Below are 16,436 nucleotides of genomic sequence, written 5' to 3'. Positions count from 1 at the left end.
GCCACCCACCTAGCAAAGATGACCGAGGTGGTGGCAAGCTTACTTTTACAACATGTTTCCTTTACAACTTCACCCTCTGCAATCTAAGTGCATTTAAGACAACTGACACGGAGCTGAATGCCATTGCTGCGCCGGCAAGCCAAGGTGCTAAAAATCCGAGTGCGGCTACTGGGATTCCGAGAGTATTATAAGCGAAAGCCCAGAAAAGGTTTTGCTTAATGTTACGAATGGTTTTCTTGCTCATAAGGATTGCATCGGCAATGCTATTTAGGTCACCGCGAATCAAGGTAATATCAGCAGCTTCCATTGCAACATCAGTTCCTGTTCCAATCGCCATTCCAATATCGGCGATTGCTAAAGCTGGGGCATCATTGATTCCGTCCCCGACCATCGCTATTTTTTTACCTTGTTGCTGAAGCTTTTTCACTTCTTCTGCTTTTCCTTCTGGTAAAACCTCTGCAATGACATGGTCAATGCCCGCTTCCTTGGCAATGGCAATGGCGGTTTGCTGATTGTCGCCTGTCATCATAATGACATCAAGACCAATTTCTTTCAGTCGTTTTACTGCTTGTCCGGAAGTTTCCTTGATCGTGTCTGCAACAGCAATCATGCCTGCATATTTACCGTCTACTGCTGCGAGCATCACGGTTTTCCCTTCACTTTCTAGAGCAACCATCTCTTCTAAAACACTTTCAACCTCAATATTATGGTGTTTCATTAAACGTCTCGTACCGACCAAAACCTTTTTTCCGCTAATCATCGCTTTGATTCCAAATCCAGGAATAGCCTCAAATTCGGACGCATCTCGCAATATAATATTTTTTTCCGTGATTCCTTGGACAATCGCCTCTGCAAGTGGATGTTCTGATTGCTTTTCAGCGGATCCAATCAATGATAGGAATTCTCTTTCATTGATGATTGTGTTCACGTTAGTTAAAACAGGTTCTCCGTTTGTAACTGTCCCTGTTTTATCCAAAATCACCGTATCGATTTGATGAGTCGTTTCAAGATGCTCTCCACCTTTAAACAAAATACCGTGTTCAGCAGCTCTGCCCGATCCCGCCATAATAGAAGTTGGCGTTGCTAGACCTAAAGCACATGGACAAGCGATCACAAGTACAGCGATTAATTTTTCTAACGCTTCCGCAAAATCCCCGGGAGCTACCCATACAAACCAAATGAAAAACGTAATAATCGCTATGCCCACAACAATTGGAACAAAGATGCCGGATATCATGTCGGCCATTCGCTGAATCGGCGCTTTCGATCCTTGCGCCTCTTCCACGACTTTAATGATTTGTGCTAGTGCAGTGTCTTTGCCAACTTTTGTTGCTTCCATTTTAATAAAACCATTTTTATTAATGGTTGCTCCGATGACCGTGTCGCCTTCTGACTTGTCAACCGGAACACTTTCACCCGTAATCATCGATTCGTCAAATGCGGAACGGCCTTCCATGATGACACCATCCACGGGCACCTTCTCACCTGGTTTCACAAGAAGAATATCACCAGCGATTACCTCTTCCAACGGAATGTTAATGATTGCTTCATTACGTAAAATCGTTGCCGTTTTCGCCTGCAATCCCATCAATTTTTTAATTGCTTCCGATGATCTGCCTTTTGCCTTGGCTTCGAATAATTTCCCAAGAATGATTAACGTGATTAATACTGCGCTTGTTTCAAAATACAGATCTGAGCCTTTGTTTAAAACAAGAAATACGCTATAAAAATAAGCAGCTGACGTTCCAAGCGCAACGAGTACATCCATATTGGCGCTTTTATTTCGAATTGCTTTATAGGCGCCAACATAAAATTGTCTGCCGATATAAAACTGCACTGGAGTGGCGAGCGCCATTTGCACCCATGGATTCATCAACCCTTGAGGAACATATAGGAAAGACGTAAAACTAAAATGTGCCACCATTGTCCAAAGAAGCGGAATTGATAAAATCAACGATAAAATGAATTTTCTTTTCTGATTTTGAATCTCTTGTAGCCGGTAGTCAATGGTTTCTTTTTCATCGCCTTCAGATTTTACAATCGCCCCATACCCAAGTGCTTCGACTTTATTTGTTAAATCTTTTTGGGAAACAGTCGATGGATTGTACTCGACAGTTGCTTTTTCCAATGCAAGGTTGACGGATGCCTGAATGACACCATCCATTTTATTAAGACCCTTTTCTATTCTTGTCGAACATGCAGCACAAGTCATACCAGTCAAAATTAATTCCGTTTTCTCAGTTACAACATCGTAACCAAGATCCTTGATTTTTTTCTGAATGTCTTCCGGTTTCATAACCGTCCCATCAAATTGAACCGTCGCTTTTTCAAGGGCTAGATTGACATTGGCATTCTTCACGCCCTCCATTTTGTTTAAACCTTTTTCAATTCGATTTGAACAAGCTGCGCATGTCATGCCTGTAATTTGAAATTGGCTTTCCAATAGTTTTTGATCACTCATGTTAAAAACTCCTTATACCTATATAGGGTATATTTTTATGTAAAAGAAATCGTGCCAATGATGGCACGTTCCTTTTACATTACTTTACGTCGAAGCCCTGATCGTCAATTGTCTCCTTAATTGCATCCACACCTACTGCAGCCGCGTCGTATTCAACATCTACTGTTCCGTTTTCAAGGTTCACCTTTACTTCAGAGACACCTTGAAGTTTACTTACGCTTCCTTCAACTGCATTTACACAATGACCGCAAGACATGCCTTCTACATTCAATGTTACATTTTTCACTTTGACTCAGCTCCATTTATTTTTTCATTAGTTTTTGGATAGTGACTAGGACCTCATCTACAACTTCCATTTCGCCATCTTGAATACGTTCGACTACACAGTTTTTCAAATGACCTTCAAGCAAAATTTTTGCAACGCTATTGAGCGCAGATTGCGTGGCTGAAATTTGTGTAATGACATCATCACAGTACGTATCTCGCTCAATTAAGCCTTTAATCCCACGAATCTGACCTTCAATTCGGTTAAGCCTGGTGACTAAATTTTTCTTTACTTGCTCGGAATGATGGCTCTTCCGGTCGGATGAAAGGTCACAACCGTTATCTTCAGGAAACAGATCTTTATCAATATTCATTGCCATTATGTTTCCCTCCTTGACTTCAATTTACCATACCCCCGCACCGTATGCAAGTATAAGTTTTTCATATTTAAAATAGGTTTATTATGATGGGATTATTCATAAAATAAATTTTTCCGAAACCAGTTAGAATCTCAATTACCCGATTCTTTTTTCCATAGTTTATAGCCAATGACAAGAGCAATAAGAACAATGACAATACCAATCTGCCATTCTATTGTTAATTTAAGAACACGGTCTACTGAATAAGCTTCAATAAATAGTGATGGAATTTTCCCCAGAGTGCTCGCAATACTGAAAGAGAGTAGTCCCATTTTACTAAAAGCTGCAGCCAGCGTAACAGCACCTGAAGGCACAAAAGGCAAAACTCGGAGAAAAAGAACAAGAAAAACGGCTTCCAACCTTTGCGTGTTTTTTAGCCTTTTTAGAAGTCTGTTCTTTACTTGATTTTGAGAGATTAATATACTTAGGCCTTTACGGTATATGATAAAAGTAATTATTGCACCGGCGGCTTCTCCAATAATTGAAATGAGTAGCCCGGTTTTAAAACCAAAAAAGACTATATTTCCTGCAGTTACCGCGGCGCTAGGAAGTATGCCGGAGATTGCAATGAGAATATTGACACTCAAACTGATTAAAACTGCTAGAACTGGATTTTGAGGCAACCATTGTAAAGAAACATTCTCCATATCCTTTTATATTCCTTTCCGGGCTATTTTTCATATATTGCTATTTTAAATCCGTTTGCCCATTTTGCGATTAACAAGTTAACCTTATATTATTTTACAAAAGGATAACAGAGCTAATAACTTGGTCCCCGAATATTAAAAAGCAGCCTGCTTCACCAATCGGTGAAAACAGGCTGCTTCTCATGTCATTAAGTGAGTATTTATGCCGCCATGCTACGGCACAGTTCCGCACATTTAAAGCATACCTCTGCACATTTTTGGCAATGGTCATGCTCGTGTTTTTTACATTCGTTACCACAGGCCTCACAAATATCAGCGCAAAGTTGGCATATTTGCTGTGCAAACGGACTGTTTGTTTGCATTGCTTTTGCAGCAAATGCACACATATCAGCGCATTCTCTATCCAAACGAATACAGTCTGCCATCATTTTTATATCGGATTCTTGTAAACACGCATCAAAACATTGATTGCAAGCCTCCATACATTCCAAACAGGCTTTTATGCACTCTTCATATGTCATATTCATTCCGAATCCCTCCTTAATTGGACTTATATTTTTGTTACAGAATTTCCGAACGAGAAAGCCCATCTCCTTTAGGGGTGGGATGAAAGTGAGGTCAAATACTTGAAGGTCTCCTCTCTATTTACACCCCAAACAGAACATACATTCTGTTCGTGTGGTATAATCAAAGGAGGAGGTGAAAAGTACATGCCAATCATTACGCTGAAATTGGAACTTCAAAAACCGACAAAAGAAAAAGTAAAGATGTACCGAAAGATGACTGAAATTAATACAGCTTTTGCGAATTGGTTGTTGAATTTCGAAGGTTTGAAAGCGGCGACTTCGAAAGTATTCAAGTTGTATTCAGACAAATTATTCCCTTCGGCTATTGTCAATCAGACAATCCGGGAAGTGCAATCCAAAAAGAGGCATCAAAACACGAAAAAGTTTCTTCGTTTTTGGTGTGGCTTTAACAATCAGAATTTCAAAGTGGAAAAAGAAAATGACTTGTATAAAGTTTCTTTTCCGACATGTGAAAAACGGATTGGTGTTCCGATCATTGTCAAAAGCTATCAACAAAAATGGCTCGACGAACTCTTGTCTGGTGAAGCGAAACAAGGCAAGGCGGAACTTTACGAAAAAAGGCGGCGTTGGTTTGTGGCGATCACAATGTCATTTGAAGTGAAACCACAATCAGGGAATCAAAACCTTATCATGGGAGTGGACGTAGGTTTGCGCCAGCTTGCGGTTGCATCGATTGGCACTACCTCTATGTTCTTTCACGGGAGTGAAACCGCATACACGAGGCGACGTTTCGCTTCCCTCAGACGCAAACTGGGCCAAGCGAAAAAGCTTCAAACGATTCGTAAGTCGAAACAGAAGGAATCTCAATGGATGAAGGATACGAACCATAAGCTTAGCCGTCAGATTATCAATTTCGCGATGGAGAACGGTGTTCATCTCATCCGAATGGAAGATTTGACAGGCATCCGGCATTCTGCGAAGTCCAGGAAAGAAGCAGGGCGCAATCTACATAGCTGGTCCCATTATCAATTGCAGGAGTTCATTCAATATAAAGCAGGACTAGCTGGAATCAAGGTTGAATATATTAATCCCAAGCGTACATCTCAAATATGTAAATGTGGACATGCCGATAAACGAAACCGCAAACAGGATGCTTTCTGTTGTAGGAAATGTGGCTATAAAAGCCATGCCGATGTGAATGCCTCTATTAATATTGCGAAAGCAATAAGTGGTTTATCAAATAAAAAGTCTGCGTAAAAATTAGTGTCGTGGTCACAGCGACACCGCCTGTTTCGGTACATGCGTATCCAAGATCCGTAGAACGAAATGGGGCGGGGTGATGACACACCCCTGAGCTTGAAGGCTGTCTAAAACAGAAATGGCCTGCGGACGTTCAGTCATTCAAGAATCCCACAGGCGTTAGCCTGCTAGCCCGTTTACGGGTGGGAGTGTCAACCGAGGAGAATTGGACTAAACCGCATAATAAAAGTTAGTTTCCAGCTTCTTCTTTAAAAATACCACTATCTTTTAAGAAACGTTGACTATCTATTTTCCATGAATCAGTAGGGGAAAAACGGGCTAAGTAAATATTTCCGTTAAATATTTTTCTTTTCGAATGTTTATTAATCCATTCAATTTCAATTGGCACCTCAAGATTTATTTCATTTGCTACATCTTCAACAGAAAGTACGGGCATACGTTTCAAACCTATATTCGCTACCGTTTGCAATCGTTTTGTCGAGTCAATTTGCTGAAGGGATGTCGCTGAGATGATTTTGGAATCCTGCTGCTTTATTCCAGCTATATAGGCACTAATCAGTTCATTCGGACCGGCGCTATTCACATACTCTTGTAGCTTACCCGCTGATTTTAAAATCATCAGTTTATGTGATAAATCCATGGCGTTTTTACGGTGAGTCTTACTTCCGTGAAAATGGATACAAAAATGACCACGAAAATTATTGTCCAATGCCCCAGCGCCATGTGGCATTCCATGCATGGAAGCAGCAATCCATTGATCTTGATGAATGACAATAATCGCTCTGCGTTTCCAACTCCATTTTCCACCATAAATTTCTTTCATTATTTTCGTATCTTTTGAGGTGATAGGTTGGACGTCCGCATGTCTGCTTCCAGCTCTCCTTTGCACTTCAAACCTTTTACCTGTTTCCAAATCCATAACTGTAAACTTGCTGTATTTCGGCAATATCTCATTTACTTTTTCCCAGGGGATCATGTCAATTCGAATACCCACCCCTTCTTCTCTAGCTAAAACACTCGAACTATTAATGAACAAGATAACTGATAGTAGAATGGCTGTGTAAACGGATCGCATGTTTTTCACTCATTTCTTTAGTTTTGGAAAACTTACAAAAAGCTTTCCAAAAATGAGCTGGATGTATTCACAAAAACTTAAATACAATAGTGAAAGCCTGCAAACAGTTTTGTTTGCAGGCTTGATTAAAGTTCAAGTAAAGCCAAAATAAAGTTTGGTATGTTCTTCCAAGACATCAGGATAGCAACTTGGACAGTATTTCCGGTTAAGGCGAAGTAAATCCTTTGGTAACGGCGAAAGTTGACCTTTCCAGAAATAGTTTTCACAAGAAGTACATCTCCCCTTATTCTTCAAAAAAACAACTCCCTTCCCTTTATAATGTTCAGCTTTTAAAGACCTCAAGTTATCCTATGTACCTCTATTGTCTTAGGACTGGGCACTTTCCCTATAAAACTTAGGCTTCATCGATTGGTGGCGAATGACGAGAATAAGATTAATGATGTGGAGATTTGTGAGGGATCCATTCAGTAAAAAAAGGAGCTTGGGAATATAGCAGGAGGCATAAAAGCACAAAGATTGGACCGATAATGAACGGATTTTGATAAATCCGAATCAATTTGCTTTGTTTTTTTACATGGGCGAAAATTTCAAATATAATTAATAAGCAAATAGATGAAGCGATTGTAAACATGATCATGATTGTTTTATCCCAATCCGTGGGCATGATCATTTCTCCAAGCATAGCCCCCATCATCCCAGCCATCATCCCCGATAACATTCCTTCCAAAAGGGCAAGAAAAGAGTAAAACGAACCAATGATGATGCCTGTCATGAATCCTGCCCCCATTCCAATCACGGTGGATAACAACAAATTACCTTGATATATAATCCCTATCAGCAATCCAACAAATAAACCGATTCCCATTGCCAGAGACATCGCAAACAGCATTCCGTGCATCGCAGTTAGCTTTTTTCTAAATATATAGGCTGAAACCCCAGCCCCACATGAACAAATCAATAATAACGTAGCTAATAAGACTAACCCAATTGTCATCCTGATCAACTCCTCTTTTTGTACAAGTATATGTTTGGAAATATAAAAACGGACAAGTTTTTTTACAAAGGGATCTCATCACATTTAAAAGGATTTAATTGGTTTGGAAAAGAAAAGATAGGATACGGGGGAATACAAAAAACGAGGTGAAATTAATGTTAGCTAATAAAATAACGGAACTATTGAACATTGAGTATCCGATTATACAAGCACCGATGGCGGGAGGAGTAACAACTTCAAAATTAGTTGCAGCTGTTTCTAATTCCGGTGGTCTCGGAATGATTGGAGCTGGATATATGGACCCCAATCAAATGCGTGAACAAATCAGAGAAATAAGGCAGTTAACAGCCAGCTATTTTGGCATAAACTTATTTGTTCCCAGCGAATTTCGTGCTGCAGATGATGAGATAAAATTTGCTAACCATTTATTACAACCTCTCCGTGACCAATTGAATGTACAAATAGATAAGGATGACCTTCCTCACCCGAAAAGTGTATTAGAAAATTTTTACGAACAAGTAAAGATTGTGATCGAAGAAAAGGTTCCGATTTGTTCCTTTACATTTGGTGTTCCTCCTAAGGAAGTAGTTACTGAGTTAAAGGAACATGACATCATTTTGATAGGAACGGCTACAACTGTCAGGGAAGCAGTTGAGAATGAAAAAATCGGAATGAATGCGGTTGTTGTTCAAGGCAGTGAAGCCGGTGGACATAGAGGGAATTTCATCAATGACTATAAGGAAAGTTTAGTTGGTCTAATGTCACTTATTCCTCAAGTTGTAGACTCAGTGAGCATTCCTGTTATTGCTGCTGGAGGAATAATGGATGGGCGCGGATTAATGGCTGCCATCTGCTTAGGAGCAAAGGGTGTGCAAATGGGTACTGCTTTCTTAACTTGTGTGGAAAGTGGAGCACATAAGATACATAAGGAAGCCATTCTTCATTCTAATGACGATCAAACGGTTTTAACCCGTTCATTTTCCGGTAAATGGGCGAGAGGAATTAAAAATAAATTCATTTCAGAAATGCAGGAACACGAACAGTCTTTTCCGGATTTCCCAATTCAAAATGTACTGACCCAACCTATTAGAAATGCTTCAACAGCACAAAATAATCAAGACTTTATGTCACTTTGGTCTGGGCAAAGCCCGAGGTTAGCTAAAAATCAAACTGTTGAAGCGTTAATGAAACATATCATTGCCGAAGCTAAAAAAACAATTGAAGGTCTCTAAAGTTAAAGGGACAGAAAAATTCCTGTCCCTGTTTTTTAGAAAGAATAAAATTTAATTCTTTTCTAACATATGAAATACTTGCTCTACATCTTTATCCCCGCGCCCGGAAATATTAATAACAATACTTTGCTCTTTTTCTAGCGTTGGAGCTAGTTTCATGGCATAAGCAACAGCGTGTGCACTTTCAAGGGCTGGAATAATCCCCTCTAACTTAGACAACACTTGAAAAGCTTCCAATACTTCTTCATTTGTAACGGCGACATAATCCGCACGACCAGACGTTTTTAAATGACTATGTTCCGGTCCAACACCAGGATAATCTAATCCTGCTGCAATCGAATATGTTGGCTTTGGATTTCCTTCCTCGTCTTGCAAGACAATGCATTTAAATCCATGAATGACCCCAGTTGTCCCAGTCGTCAATGTTGCTGCTTGACTTGGCTCAACACCGATTAAGCGAACTTCCTTATCTGAAAGATATTCAGCAAATGAACCGATCGCATTACTTCCGCCACCAACACAAGCAAGAACAGCATAGGGGAGTTTGCCTTCTTTTTTAAGAATTTGCGCTCTACTTTCCCTGCTGATCACTGATTGAAAGTGCTTGACCATTGTTGGAAACGGATGTGGTCCTACTGCAGAACCTAAAAGGTAAAACGTATTTTCATAATTTTGTACGAGATCGCCCAAAGCCTCGTCAACCGCTTCCTTCAAGCGGCCTTGCCCTTTAGAAACAGCCACTACTTTTGCACCGAGTAATTCCATACGGAAAACATTTAGCGCCTGCCGTTTTGTGTCTTCCGCGCCCATATAAATCGTACAATCCATCCCAAACATCGCACAAACCGTTGCGGTCGCAACGCCATGTTGACCTGCACCCGTCTCGGCAATCACTCGTTTTGCGCCCATCCGTTTGGCAAGAAGTATTTGTCCAAGTACATTGTTAATTTTATGGGAGCCCGTATGATTAAGGTCTTCCCGCTTTAAATATATTTTGGCTCCACCTAATTCTTTTGTTAGGCGTTCAGCAAAATAGAGAGGGGTCTCTCTTCCGACATATTCTTCTAAATAATATTTGAACTCATTAATAAATTCTTCATCATCTTTATACTTATTAAAGTTTTCATCCAAGATTTTTAAGACCTCCAGTAGTTCTGGTGGAACAAAACTACCTCCGAATTCTCCGAAATACCCTTTTTCAAGCTCAACTGACTGACTCATCTACACTCATCTCCTCTAATTGTAAAAAGAAAAAAATATAATTAAAATTCTATTATTCCAAATTTTATTACCTTTTCTGATAATAATCAACCTATTTAGGCAAATTCTCGCGATGTGCGAACCAAACTCGATGATTCAAGCCACTCACACTGATTTGCGAGCCACTCATGGGCGGATTCGAGCCACTCGCGTCATTTTGCGAGCCACTAACGAACAGATTCAAGCCACTCGAGCAAATTTGCGAGCCACTCATGAACGGATTCAAGCCACTCGCGCCGATTTGCGAGCCACTCAATTTATTAAGTGATGTTGAGTGATTATCACTTTAGACGGACAGAATATGCATAGCACTAAAACTAGGAGATGAAGAGTCTTGTCTGATTTTTGTCCTGTAATTTGGTCGGAAGAACCAACCCCCGATCATTTAATTAATTGTCGTGAATGTGGGCTTTATAAGCATGGTTCACGCATGATCTGGGGCGAAGGAAATCCTGATGCGCCGATAATGATCATTCTTGATAACCCGGGAGCCCGTGAAGATCGCGAAGGTAATACAATTGTTTGCGGAACTCGACAAACATTACAACAAGCTGCACACAAAGCTAACTTAAAAATGGATGACATATATGTAACTTATATCCTTAAAAGAAAGCCTGTGCGTGCCTATGATAAGGAACTGGTTCGCCAAACATGTATGATGCATTTAGATGAGCAAATTAAAACTAAAAAACCCGCACTTATTTTTTGTTTAGGAAACGTTGCAGTCCAATCCTTTTTTCAAAACCCTGAAGCAGAAGTAAAGACATTTCGCGGCACTTGGCATAATGTTCAAGGCTATCAAACAGGTGTGGCTTACCATCCGCTTGCTGTTAGGCGCCGTCCTAATTTATGGTCTTTATTTTTGAGTGATTGGCAGTTTGTTGCAGAGCGATATCATAATACAAATTTCTAATGATTTATCGAGAGTTCATTACGATAAAAACGAATGAAATTTAAATCAATTTTTTTTGATTTAACGATTGACTTGGTAAGTTTTGGGGCGTAATATAAATACATCAAATAAAATTGATTTAAGGGAAGAGGGATTAACAATGAAGATGGAATTAAAATTTCAGGATGTATCATTAGAAAAAGTCATCGACACATATGAAGTAAAATTCAAAGCCCTCGCGGATAAAAAGAGACTACAAATCATGAACATTCTTACCCAAAAAGGAGAAATGTGTGTTTGTGACTTAGCGCCAATGATGGATATGACACAATCAAAATTATCGTACCACTTAAAGATTTTATTGGATGCTAATATCCTTACACGGGAAACACGTGGAACTTGGAGTTATTACCAACTTAATAATAAAGAGATCAACCACTTGCTGTCAGAGGAACTTTGTTGTTTATTTAGACCTAATTGATTCGTATTCTCTTTTTGCACTATACATCAAATTTATTTGATTAGTATATCAAAAAAAATTGTTTTAAGGAGGATTACAATGTTTAATGATTATGTGATTTCAAAGTTGGTGGAACAAAAACAAAAGGATTTGGAAAGAGTATCTAAACATTATTGGAAAATTGCCCCATTGTTCAATCAGAAGAATTCTTTACAAAAGGTCAGTACGAAGGAGATTAATGCCTTAGATCTTTGTTGCTGTTGTTAATGATAATTCCTAAGGAGTGTCTAGAAGATGACCGTCAATCGTGGAAGTGTATTAGGAAAAGAGTATTTTCTTTCTTATATAAAATTAATTTTGAAATCAAGAAATTGTACCTTGGAAATGGCGAAAGAGCTAACATTTAAAATGTTCTTTCATAATAATAAAGATCAGTTCGGAAAGGAAACGTATCAACGGTTTTTAACTGCATATGAAGACCTTAAAAATTGCTGCTACCAGTAGATAACAAGGTGAAAAGTCGTGGAAAACTTTCACGGCTTTTCACCTTGTTATCTTTCAATTTTATTGACGTGGTGCCAATAACATCACTGAAACACCAACTAGGCAAATACCTGCACCTAACCAATCATATAAATCAGGTGTTTTTTTATCAATGCTCCATCCCCATAATACAGAAAGAACGATAAATACCCCTCCATAGGCAGCATAAACTCTACCAAACGATGGGAATGATTGAAATGTAGCCATAACACCGTACAAAGCCAAAGCTATACCTCCAAAGATACCCCAATAAAACGGTTTACCTTCTCTTAACCATAACCAGATAAGATAACCCCCACCTATTTCAGCAAGTCCTGCAAGTATAAATAGGACAGTTGCATAAATTATTTAAATCACTTCCTTGAGTACTTTATTTAACACTGTAATTGTGTTTTCACATTAAACCATTCTGTAAATTCCCTTCCCCGTTGTTGGATAGCACCTAACCTTTTTCATCTTATAACCTGAACATGTATTATCAAATAGGAGTTTACTTATATCTGATTAAAAGAAAACCAAGAGAATCCTCTCTTGGTTATATAACTACATTATTCCCCAGTCTTAGCGAAACGTTCAATTCTTTCCTCAATCTCGTCGCGGACACGTTGGAAGAAAGCCCATTTTTCTTCGTCCGTCCCCTCGGCTTTAGCAGGGTCGTCAAATCCCCAATGTTCCCGCTTCACGCCTGGAGGTGTAACAGGACATTTGTCAGCCGCATCGCCACATAAGGTAACCACTAAATCCGCTTGATTTAGGATTTTAGAATCAATAATATCGGACGTTTGATTTGTTATATCAATCCCCGCTTCTTCCATTACTTTCACAGCATTAGGGTTCAATCCATGGGCCTCAATCCCTGCACTATACACTTCCCACTCTTCACCTAAGTGTTTTTTAGCCCAACCTTCTGCCATTTGACTCCTGCAAGAGTTTCCTGTACATAAAAAATAGATCGTTTTTTTTGACATCGCGAATATCTCCTTTTACTTTCATGTAATTAATAGCCATAAATAAAGCCCAACTAATGTAATAAACAATGTTGGGAACGTTAAGATAATCCCTGTTTTAAAATAAGTACCCCAAGAAATTTTCACGCCTTTTAATGATAAAACATGTAGCCATAGTAAAGTCGCTAAAGAACCTATCGGCGTAATTTTCGGACCTAAATCAGAACCGATGATATTCGCATAAATAAGGGATTCTCTCATAACGCCAGTTGTATCAGTATCCGCAATCGCTAGAGCGTCAATCATAACGGTTGGCATGTTATTCATAATAGACGAAAGAATTGCTGCAATGAATCCCATTCCAATCGTTGCTGCAAACAGCCCTTGATCAGCAGTTAGTTGAATAAGGTCAGCCAATACATTCGTTAAACCAACATTTCGTAGACCATACACAACGACATACATGCCGATTGAGAAAAAAACAATGGCCCAAGGTGCCCCTTTTATAATCATTTTAGTGTTAACCTTATTGCTCCTACTGGCCATACAAAGAAAAAAGATCGCGACAATGCCCGCAATAATTGAAACTGGGATGCCTAATATTTCACTAGAAAAATATCCAAGCAGTAGAATTCCTAATACTACCCAAGATAATCGAAACATTTTTTCATCCCGAATGGCTTCAGCTGGTTTTTTTATCGTAGATGCATCATAATTCTTCGGAATGCTTTTTCGAAAAAACAGATATAAAACCAAAATACTGGCAGCAAGTGAAAAGAAGTTTGGAATGATCATTCTGGATGCGAACTCAACAAACCCAATGCCGAAAAAGTCTGCGGATACAATATTGACAAGATTACTTACAACTAACGGTAGTGATGTTGTATCGGCAATAAAACCACTAGCAATGATAAATGGAAAGACCATTTTTTCATTGAAGTTTAGGTTTCGAACCATCGCTAGCACAATTGGTGTCAGGATAAGAGCTGCTCCATCGTTTGCAAAAAAAGCCGCAACAATCGCTCCGAGAATACTTACATACACAAACATTTTTATCCCATTACCGTTAGCCGCTCTAGCCATATGTAAAGCTGCCCACTCAAAGAAGCCAATTTCATCTAAAATAAGCGATATAATGATAATTGCAATAAACGCTAACGTTGCATTCCAGACGATTGATGTAACTTCTATAACATTGCTATAGTCAACAACGCCAACAAGTAGTGCTAAAATTGCCCCCCCACATGCTGACCATCCGATTGACAACCCTTTCGGCTGCCAAATCACAAGGGTCAATGTTAGTAAAAAAATCAATGACGCTAATATGACTGATGGCAATTTTCATTCCTCCAAATTAATCACACGAGATTCTTAATCCTTGTTCTTCTAATTCTTTTAATAGATAGTCTTGATTAGGGATTTGCTGAAGCAAATGTTGTACAAATGGATAATATTCACTTTGTTTATTTAACGAATAAATAATCCATTGTCCCCTTCTTGTTTCACTAATTAAACCGACATCTTTTAGTTTTCGAATGTGTTGGCTAATTGCGGGCTGGCTCGCCTTAAACACTGCCACAAATTCGCAAACACAATAATCATGGGACTCTAACATTTTTACCATCGTTAATCTCGTTTTATCGCCAAATAATTTAAATATGTAAGCAGCTTGCTCGATTTCTATATTGGACATTTGTATACCTCCAAGCTCATCCGCGTATAAGTATATAATGATTTGCTTATACAATGCAATCTGATTGCTTTCTAATTTATGATTAATTAGGAAGCAATGTTTCTACTATTTAATACTCTTCTTTTTGCATTCTTTTAACCTTATATTTTTCAAAATCCCACTTTGACAAAAATTCTTTTGTTGAAGTATAACCAGACCGGTAGAGAAAATCAATTTGATCCTCATTTAGTTCAAAATCAGTTGCGTTGATGTTGCCAGTTGGAATTTGAATTGTACGTTCTAGCGTTTCTTCATTCATATGTCGTAAATCATGTGCTTGAAGCATCGTTTTAAATATATTTTTGAAAAGGTGAAGCGGCGTTGGTATGACCGGATCTATGGCGACTTTATCTTTTACAAAATGAAAGCCAAAGGTTGGAAAGCGAGGGTTCTCAGTGTCAAATATCCATATTGGGAAATTACTAAGTAATCCCCCATCTAAAATATAAGATTTTTTTCGGTCTTTTAATTTCCAAATAACTGGACGAAAGAAAAATGGTAAAGAGGCACTCATCATAACGGCAGTGGATATCTTTAAATCAGCAGGAGTCAACCCATAACGATACAAATCATCTGGCAAAATAAGCATTTGACCATTCGAAATATCAGAAGCAATAATCTTCAATTTTCCTTCTGGTAGATCCGCAAAAGTCTTAATACCTTTTTCTGAAAGAAGTGAGTCCAACCATGTTTCCAAATAATCGTTTTTATAAATTCCAAGATTAAACATAAGTTCTATTAACGCCCCGAAAAAGGGAATTCTATTTAGAAGCGTCCTGCCTCGAAGCTTTGAGAAATCAATTTCACTTAGCGGGCCCCTCATTTCATAGCTTTTATAGCCGCTAGCCAAAAGCGCAGCTATAACTGCCCCTGCTGATGTTCCGGCAAGTCTTTCCCATTCTACATTTTCCTCTTCCATTGCTTGTATCGCTCCAATAAAAGCAATTCCCCTAACCCCACCGCCTTCAAAAACAGCGTCTGCCTTCAATTTTTCCACCTCTCAATTCACTAATTAGTTACCATTCTATAAAAAAAGAGATAAACAAAAAAATCCCGAATTAAATTACAGGATTAGCGAAGTGGGAGACTGGCGAAAGTACATAGACTATCAACTTGCCGCCAGAACCATATTAAGAAGGTTCACGGAGAGTGTTACATTTTTATGAAAAAACCATTTTCATTGATCACCTTACATAATTTCGGGTATTATATAGTTAAGTAGGACATATATTCAAAAAGACCGCTGATGCTAGAACCCTACGCTTACGCAATACTACGCGGTCCATACAATAGAAGGTTCCCTCCTTGGGCAATCGGCTATGAGAAGGACATCAACTCACCCCTTATGCTTGGAGGCTCAAGGGTGGGTTATTTTTTTTGGCCAGTTTGTAGCATTGCAACGAGTAAGCCTGCAAAGGTACACGCTAAAATCAACGCTTCAAAGACCGACACAAGCACTCCCCCTTTCTATAGAGGTATGCTGACCACCCTTGAGAAACCTATTCTATTGATTTTTTAATTATACCACTATTCAGATAACGCGTCTGGAGTTTTCTTCCAAATGGGCTGATGGTCTTATATAAAACTTTATCGCCTGAGTACATTGATATAATGCCTGTGGTAAAGGATATGAAAATAGTTGTGATTAAGTAGGGCTGATTAAAATAGATCAACAAATAATGTTGGCTGTATCCTATTTTTTAGAGCTTTTTATTTTAAAAAA

The 16,436-nt window shown here is 38.9% G+C and carries 19 protein-coding genes; 6 read left to right on the top strand and 13 right to left on the bottom strand.

What is annotated here, in order from left to right:
• Positions 1 to 61 precede the first annotated feature (61 nt).
• From KHA88_RS13335 to KHA88_RS13315, 5 genes are all read right to left on the bottom strand, one after another.
• Positions 62 to 2,461, bottom strand: coding sequence for a heavy metal translocating P-type ATPase (locus KHA88_RS13335; RefSeq protein WP_213122205.1), 2,400 nt, complete (start codon positions 2,459 to 2,461; stop codon positions 62 to 64).
• Between the two features lie 79 nt (positions 2,462 to 2,540).
• Positions 2,541 to 2,747, bottom strand: a complete 207-nt coding sequence (gene copZ, locus KHA88_RS13330) for a copper chaperone CopZ (protein ID WP_213098135.1) — start codon at positions 2,745 to 2,747, stop codon at positions 2,541 to 2,543.
• 16 nt (positions 2,748 to 2,763) lie between these two features.
• Positions 2,764 to 3,105 carry a metal-sensitive transcriptional regulator gene (locus tag KHA88_RS13325; protein WP_430413651.1) on the bottom strand — a complete coding sequence of 114 codons (342 nt, stop codon included), beginning with the start codon at positions 3,103 to 3,105 and terminating at the stop codon, positions 2,764 to 2,766.
• 131 nt (positions 3,106 to 3,236) lie between these two features.
• Positions 3,237 to 3,791 carry a TVP38/TMEM64 family protein gene (locus KHA88_RS13320; protein ID WP_213122204.1) on the bottom strand — a complete coding sequence of 185 codons (555 nt, stop codon included), beginning with the start codon at positions 3,789 to 3,791 and terminating at the stop codon, positions 3,237 to 3,239.
• Positions 3,792 to 3,991: 200 nt separating this feature from the next.
• A complete protein-coding gene (locus KHA88_RS13315; RefSeq protein WP_213122203.1) occupies positions 3,992 to 4,318 on the bottom strand; it encodes a four-helix bundle copper-binding protein in 327 nt (108 codons plus the stop codon).
• A 183-nt stretch (positions 4,319 to 4,501) separates the two neighbouring features.
• On the opposite strand from KHA88_RS13315, the gene KHA88_RS13310 reads away from it, so the two are divergent.
• Positions 4,502 to 5,575, top strand: coding sequence for an RNA-guided endonuclease InsQ/TnpB family protein (locus KHA88_RS13310; RefSeq protein ID WP_213122202.1), 1,074 nt, complete (start codon positions 4,502 to 4,504; stop codon positions 5,573 to 5,575).
• A 232-nt stretch (positions 5,576 to 5,807) separates the two neighbouring features.
• Here KHA88_RS13310 and KHA88_RS13305 read toward each other — a convergent pair whose 3' ends face one another.
• Together KHA88_RS13305 and KHA88_RS13300 are read right to left on the bottom strand one after the other, a co-directional pair.
• The gene (locus tag KHA88_RS13305) at positions 5,808 to 6,653 is read right to left on the bottom strand and encodes a hypothetical protein (RefSeq protein WP_213122319.1); all 846 of its coding nucleotides are present in this window, start codon (positions 6,651 to 6,653) and stop codon (positions 5,808 to 5,810) included.
• A gap of 433 nt (positions 6,654 to 7,086) precedes the next feature.
• Positions 7,087 to 7,647: a hypothetical protein gene (locus tag KHA88_RS13300; protein ID WP_213122201.1), complete on the bottom strand. Its 561-nt coding sequence runs from the start codon at positions 7,645 to 7,647 to the stop codon at positions 7,087 to 7,089.
• A gap of 155 nt (positions 7,648 to 7,802) precedes the next feature.
• Between KHA88_RS13300 and KHA88_RS13295 the strand changes: the two genes are divergently transcribed.
• A complete protein-coding gene (locus KHA88_RS13295; protein ID WP_213122200.1) occupies positions 7,803 to 8,879 on the top strand; it encodes an NAD(P)H-dependent flavin oxidoreductase in 1,077 nt (358 codons plus the stop codon).
• 51 nt (positions 8,880 to 8,930) lie between these two features.
• Here the strand turns inward: KHA88_RS13295 and trpB are convergent, their stop codons facing one another.
• On the bottom strand, positions 8,931 to 10,100 hold the full coding sequence (gene trpB / locus KHA88_RS13290; protein ID WP_213098141.1) for a tryptophan synthase subunit beta: 1,170 nt from the start codon (positions 10,098 to 10,100) through the stop codon (positions 8,931 to 8,933).
• A 373-nt stretch (positions 10,101 to 10,473) separates the two neighbouring features.
• Here trpB and KHA88_RS13285 point away from each other — a divergent pair, with 373 nt between their 5' ends.
• The 4 genes from KHA88_RS13285 to KHA88_RS13270 all read left to right on the top strand — a co-directional run bounded on the left by KHA88_RS13285 (position 10,474) and on the right by KHA88_RS13270 (position 11,995).
• Positions 10,474 to 11,052 (top strand): uracil-DNA glycosylase, encoded by a 579-nt coding sequence (locus KHA88_RS13285; RefSeq protein ID WP_213122199.1) that lies wholly within the window; start codon positions 10,474 to 10,476, stop codon positions 11,050 to 11,052.
• A 139-nt stretch (positions 11,053 to 11,191) separates the two neighbouring features.
• The gene (locus tag KHA88_RS13280; protein WP_213122198.1) at positions 11,192 to 11,512 is read left to right on the top strand and encodes an ArsR/SmtB family transcription factor; all 321 of its coding nucleotides are present in this window, start codon (positions 11,192 to 11,194) and stop codon (positions 11,510 to 11,512) included.
• Positions 11,513 to 11,590: 78 nt separating this feature from the next.
• Positions 11,591 to 11,758 carry a hypothetical protein gene (locus tag KHA88_RS13275; RefSeq protein WP_213122197.1) on the top strand — a complete coding sequence of 56 codons (168 nt, stop codon included), beginning with the start codon at positions 11,591 to 11,593 and terminating at the stop codon, positions 11,756 to 11,758.
• A 27-nt stretch (positions 11,759 to 11,785) separates the two neighbouring features.
• Entirely contained in the window at positions 11,786 to 11,995 is a 210-nt protein-coding gene (locus tag KHA88_RS13270) for a hypothetical protein (protein WP_213107972.1), read from the top strand.
• A gap of 60 nt (positions 11,996 to 12,055) precedes the next feature.
• Here the strand turns inward: KHA88_RS13270 and KHA88_RS13265 are convergent, their stop codons facing one another.
• The 5 genes from KHA88_RS13265 to KHA88_RS13245 all read right to left on the bottom strand — a co-directional run bounded on the left by KHA88_RS13265 (position 12,056) and on the right by KHA88_RS13245 (position 15,701).
• Positions 12,056 to 12,382: a YnfA family protein gene (locus KHA88_RS13265; RefSeq protein ID WP_213098897.1), complete on the bottom strand. Its 327-nt coding sequence runs from the start codon at positions 12,380 to 12,382 to the stop codon at positions 12,056 to 12,058.
• Between the two features lie 200 nt (positions 12,383 to 12,582).
• Positions 12,583 to 13,002 carry an arsenate reductase (thioredoxin) gene (gene arsC, locus KHA88_RS13260; protein WP_213122196.1) on the bottom strand — a complete coding sequence of 140 codons (420 nt, stop codon included), beginning with the start codon at positions 13,000 to 13,002 and terminating at the stop codon, positions 12,583 to 12,585.
• Positions 13,003 to 13,023: 21 nt separating this feature from the next.
• The gene (locus KHA88_RS13255) at positions 13,024 to 14,319 is read right to left on the bottom strand and encodes an arsenic transporter (RefSeq protein WP_213122195.1); all 1,296 of its coding nucleotides are present in this window, start codon (positions 14,317 to 14,319) and stop codon (positions 13,024 to 13,026) included.
• A gap of 16 nt (positions 14,320 to 14,335) precedes the next feature.
• Complete coding sequence (locus KHA88_RS13250; RefSeq protein WP_249313109.1) at positions 14,336 to 14,674, bottom strand: ArsR/SmtB family transcription factor; 339 nt, start codon at positions 14,672 to 14,674, stop codon at positions 14,336 to 14,338.
• A 109-nt stretch (positions 14,675 to 14,783) separates the two neighbouring features.
• Positions 14,784 to 15,701: a patatin-like phospholipase family protein gene (locus KHA88_RS13245; RefSeq protein ID WP_213122317.1), complete on the bottom strand. Its 918-nt coding sequence runs from the start codon at positions 15,699 to 15,701 to the stop codon at positions 14,784 to 14,786.
• Positions 15,702 to 16,436 lie beyond the last annotated feature (735 nt).

Source organism: Lederbergia citrea, assembly GCF_018343525.1.
GTDB lineage: Bacteria > Bacillota > Bacilli > Bacillales > Bacillaceae_C > Lederbergia > Lederbergia citrea.
This window is presented reverse-complemented; position numbering and strand designations above follow the sequence as displayed.

What these genes read in the sequence shown, in the direction of transcription:
- KHA88_RS13310 (WP_213122202.1), top strand. Translation starts at nt 4,502, where the DNA reads ATGCCAATCATTACGCTGAAATTGGAACTTCAAAAACCGACAAAAGAA.
- KHA88_RS13295 (WP_213122200.1), top strand. Translation starts at nt 7,803, where the DNA reads ATGTTAGCTAATAAAATAACGGAACTATTGAACATTGAGTATCCGATT.
- arsC (WP_213122196.1), bottom strand. Translation starts at nt 13,002, where the DNA reads ATGTCAAAAAAAACGATCTATTTTTTATGTACAGGAAACTCTTGCAGG.
- KHA88_RS13325 (WP_430413651.1), bottom strand. Translation starts at nt 3,105, where the DNA reads ATGGCAATGAATATTGATAAAGATCTGTTTCCTGAAGATAACGGTTGT.
- KHA88_RS13275 (WP_213122197.1), top strand. Translation starts at nt 11,591, where the DNA reads ATGTTTAATGATTATGTGATTTCAAAGTTGGTGGAACAAAAACAAAAG.
- KHA88_RS13280 (WP_213122198.1), top strand. Translation starts at nt 11,192, where the DNA reads ATGAAGATGGAATTAAAATTTCAGGATGTATCATTAGAAAAAGTCATC.
- trpB (WP_213098141.1), bottom strand. Translation starts at nt 10,100, where the DNA reads ATGAGTCAGTCAGTTGAGCTTGAAAAAGGGTATTTCGGAGAATTCGGA.
- KHA88_RS13305 (WP_213122319.1), bottom strand. Translation starts at nt 6,653, where the DNA reads ATGCGATCCGTTTACACAGCCATTCTACTATCAGTTATCTTGTTCATT.
- KHA88_RS13250 (WP_249313109.1), bottom strand. Translation starts at nt 14,674, where the DNA reads ATGTCCAATATAGAAATCGAGCAAGCTGCTTACATATTTAAATTATTT.
- KHA88_RS13335 (WP_213122205.1), bottom strand. Translation starts at nt 2,461, where the DNA reads ATGAGTGATCAAAAACTATTGGAAAGCCAATTTCAAATTACAGGCATG.
- KHA88_RS13315 (WP_213122203.1), bottom strand. Translation starts at nt 4,318, where the DNA reads ATGAATATGACATATGAAGAGTGCATAAAAGCCTGTTTGGAATGTATG.
- KHA88_RS13320 (WP_213122204.1), bottom strand. Translation starts at nt 3,791, where the DNA reads ATGGAGAATGTTTCTTTACAATGGTTGCCTCAAAATCCAGTTCTAGCA.
- KHA88_RS13300 (WP_213122201.1), bottom strand. Translation starts at nt 7,647, where the DNA reads ATGACAATTGGGTTAGTCTTATTAGCTACGTTATTATTGATTTGTTCA.
- KHA88_RS13270 (WP_213107972.1), top strand. Translation starts at nt 11,786, where the DNA reads ATGACCGTCAATCGTGGAAGTGTATTAGGAAAAGAGTATTTTCTTTCT.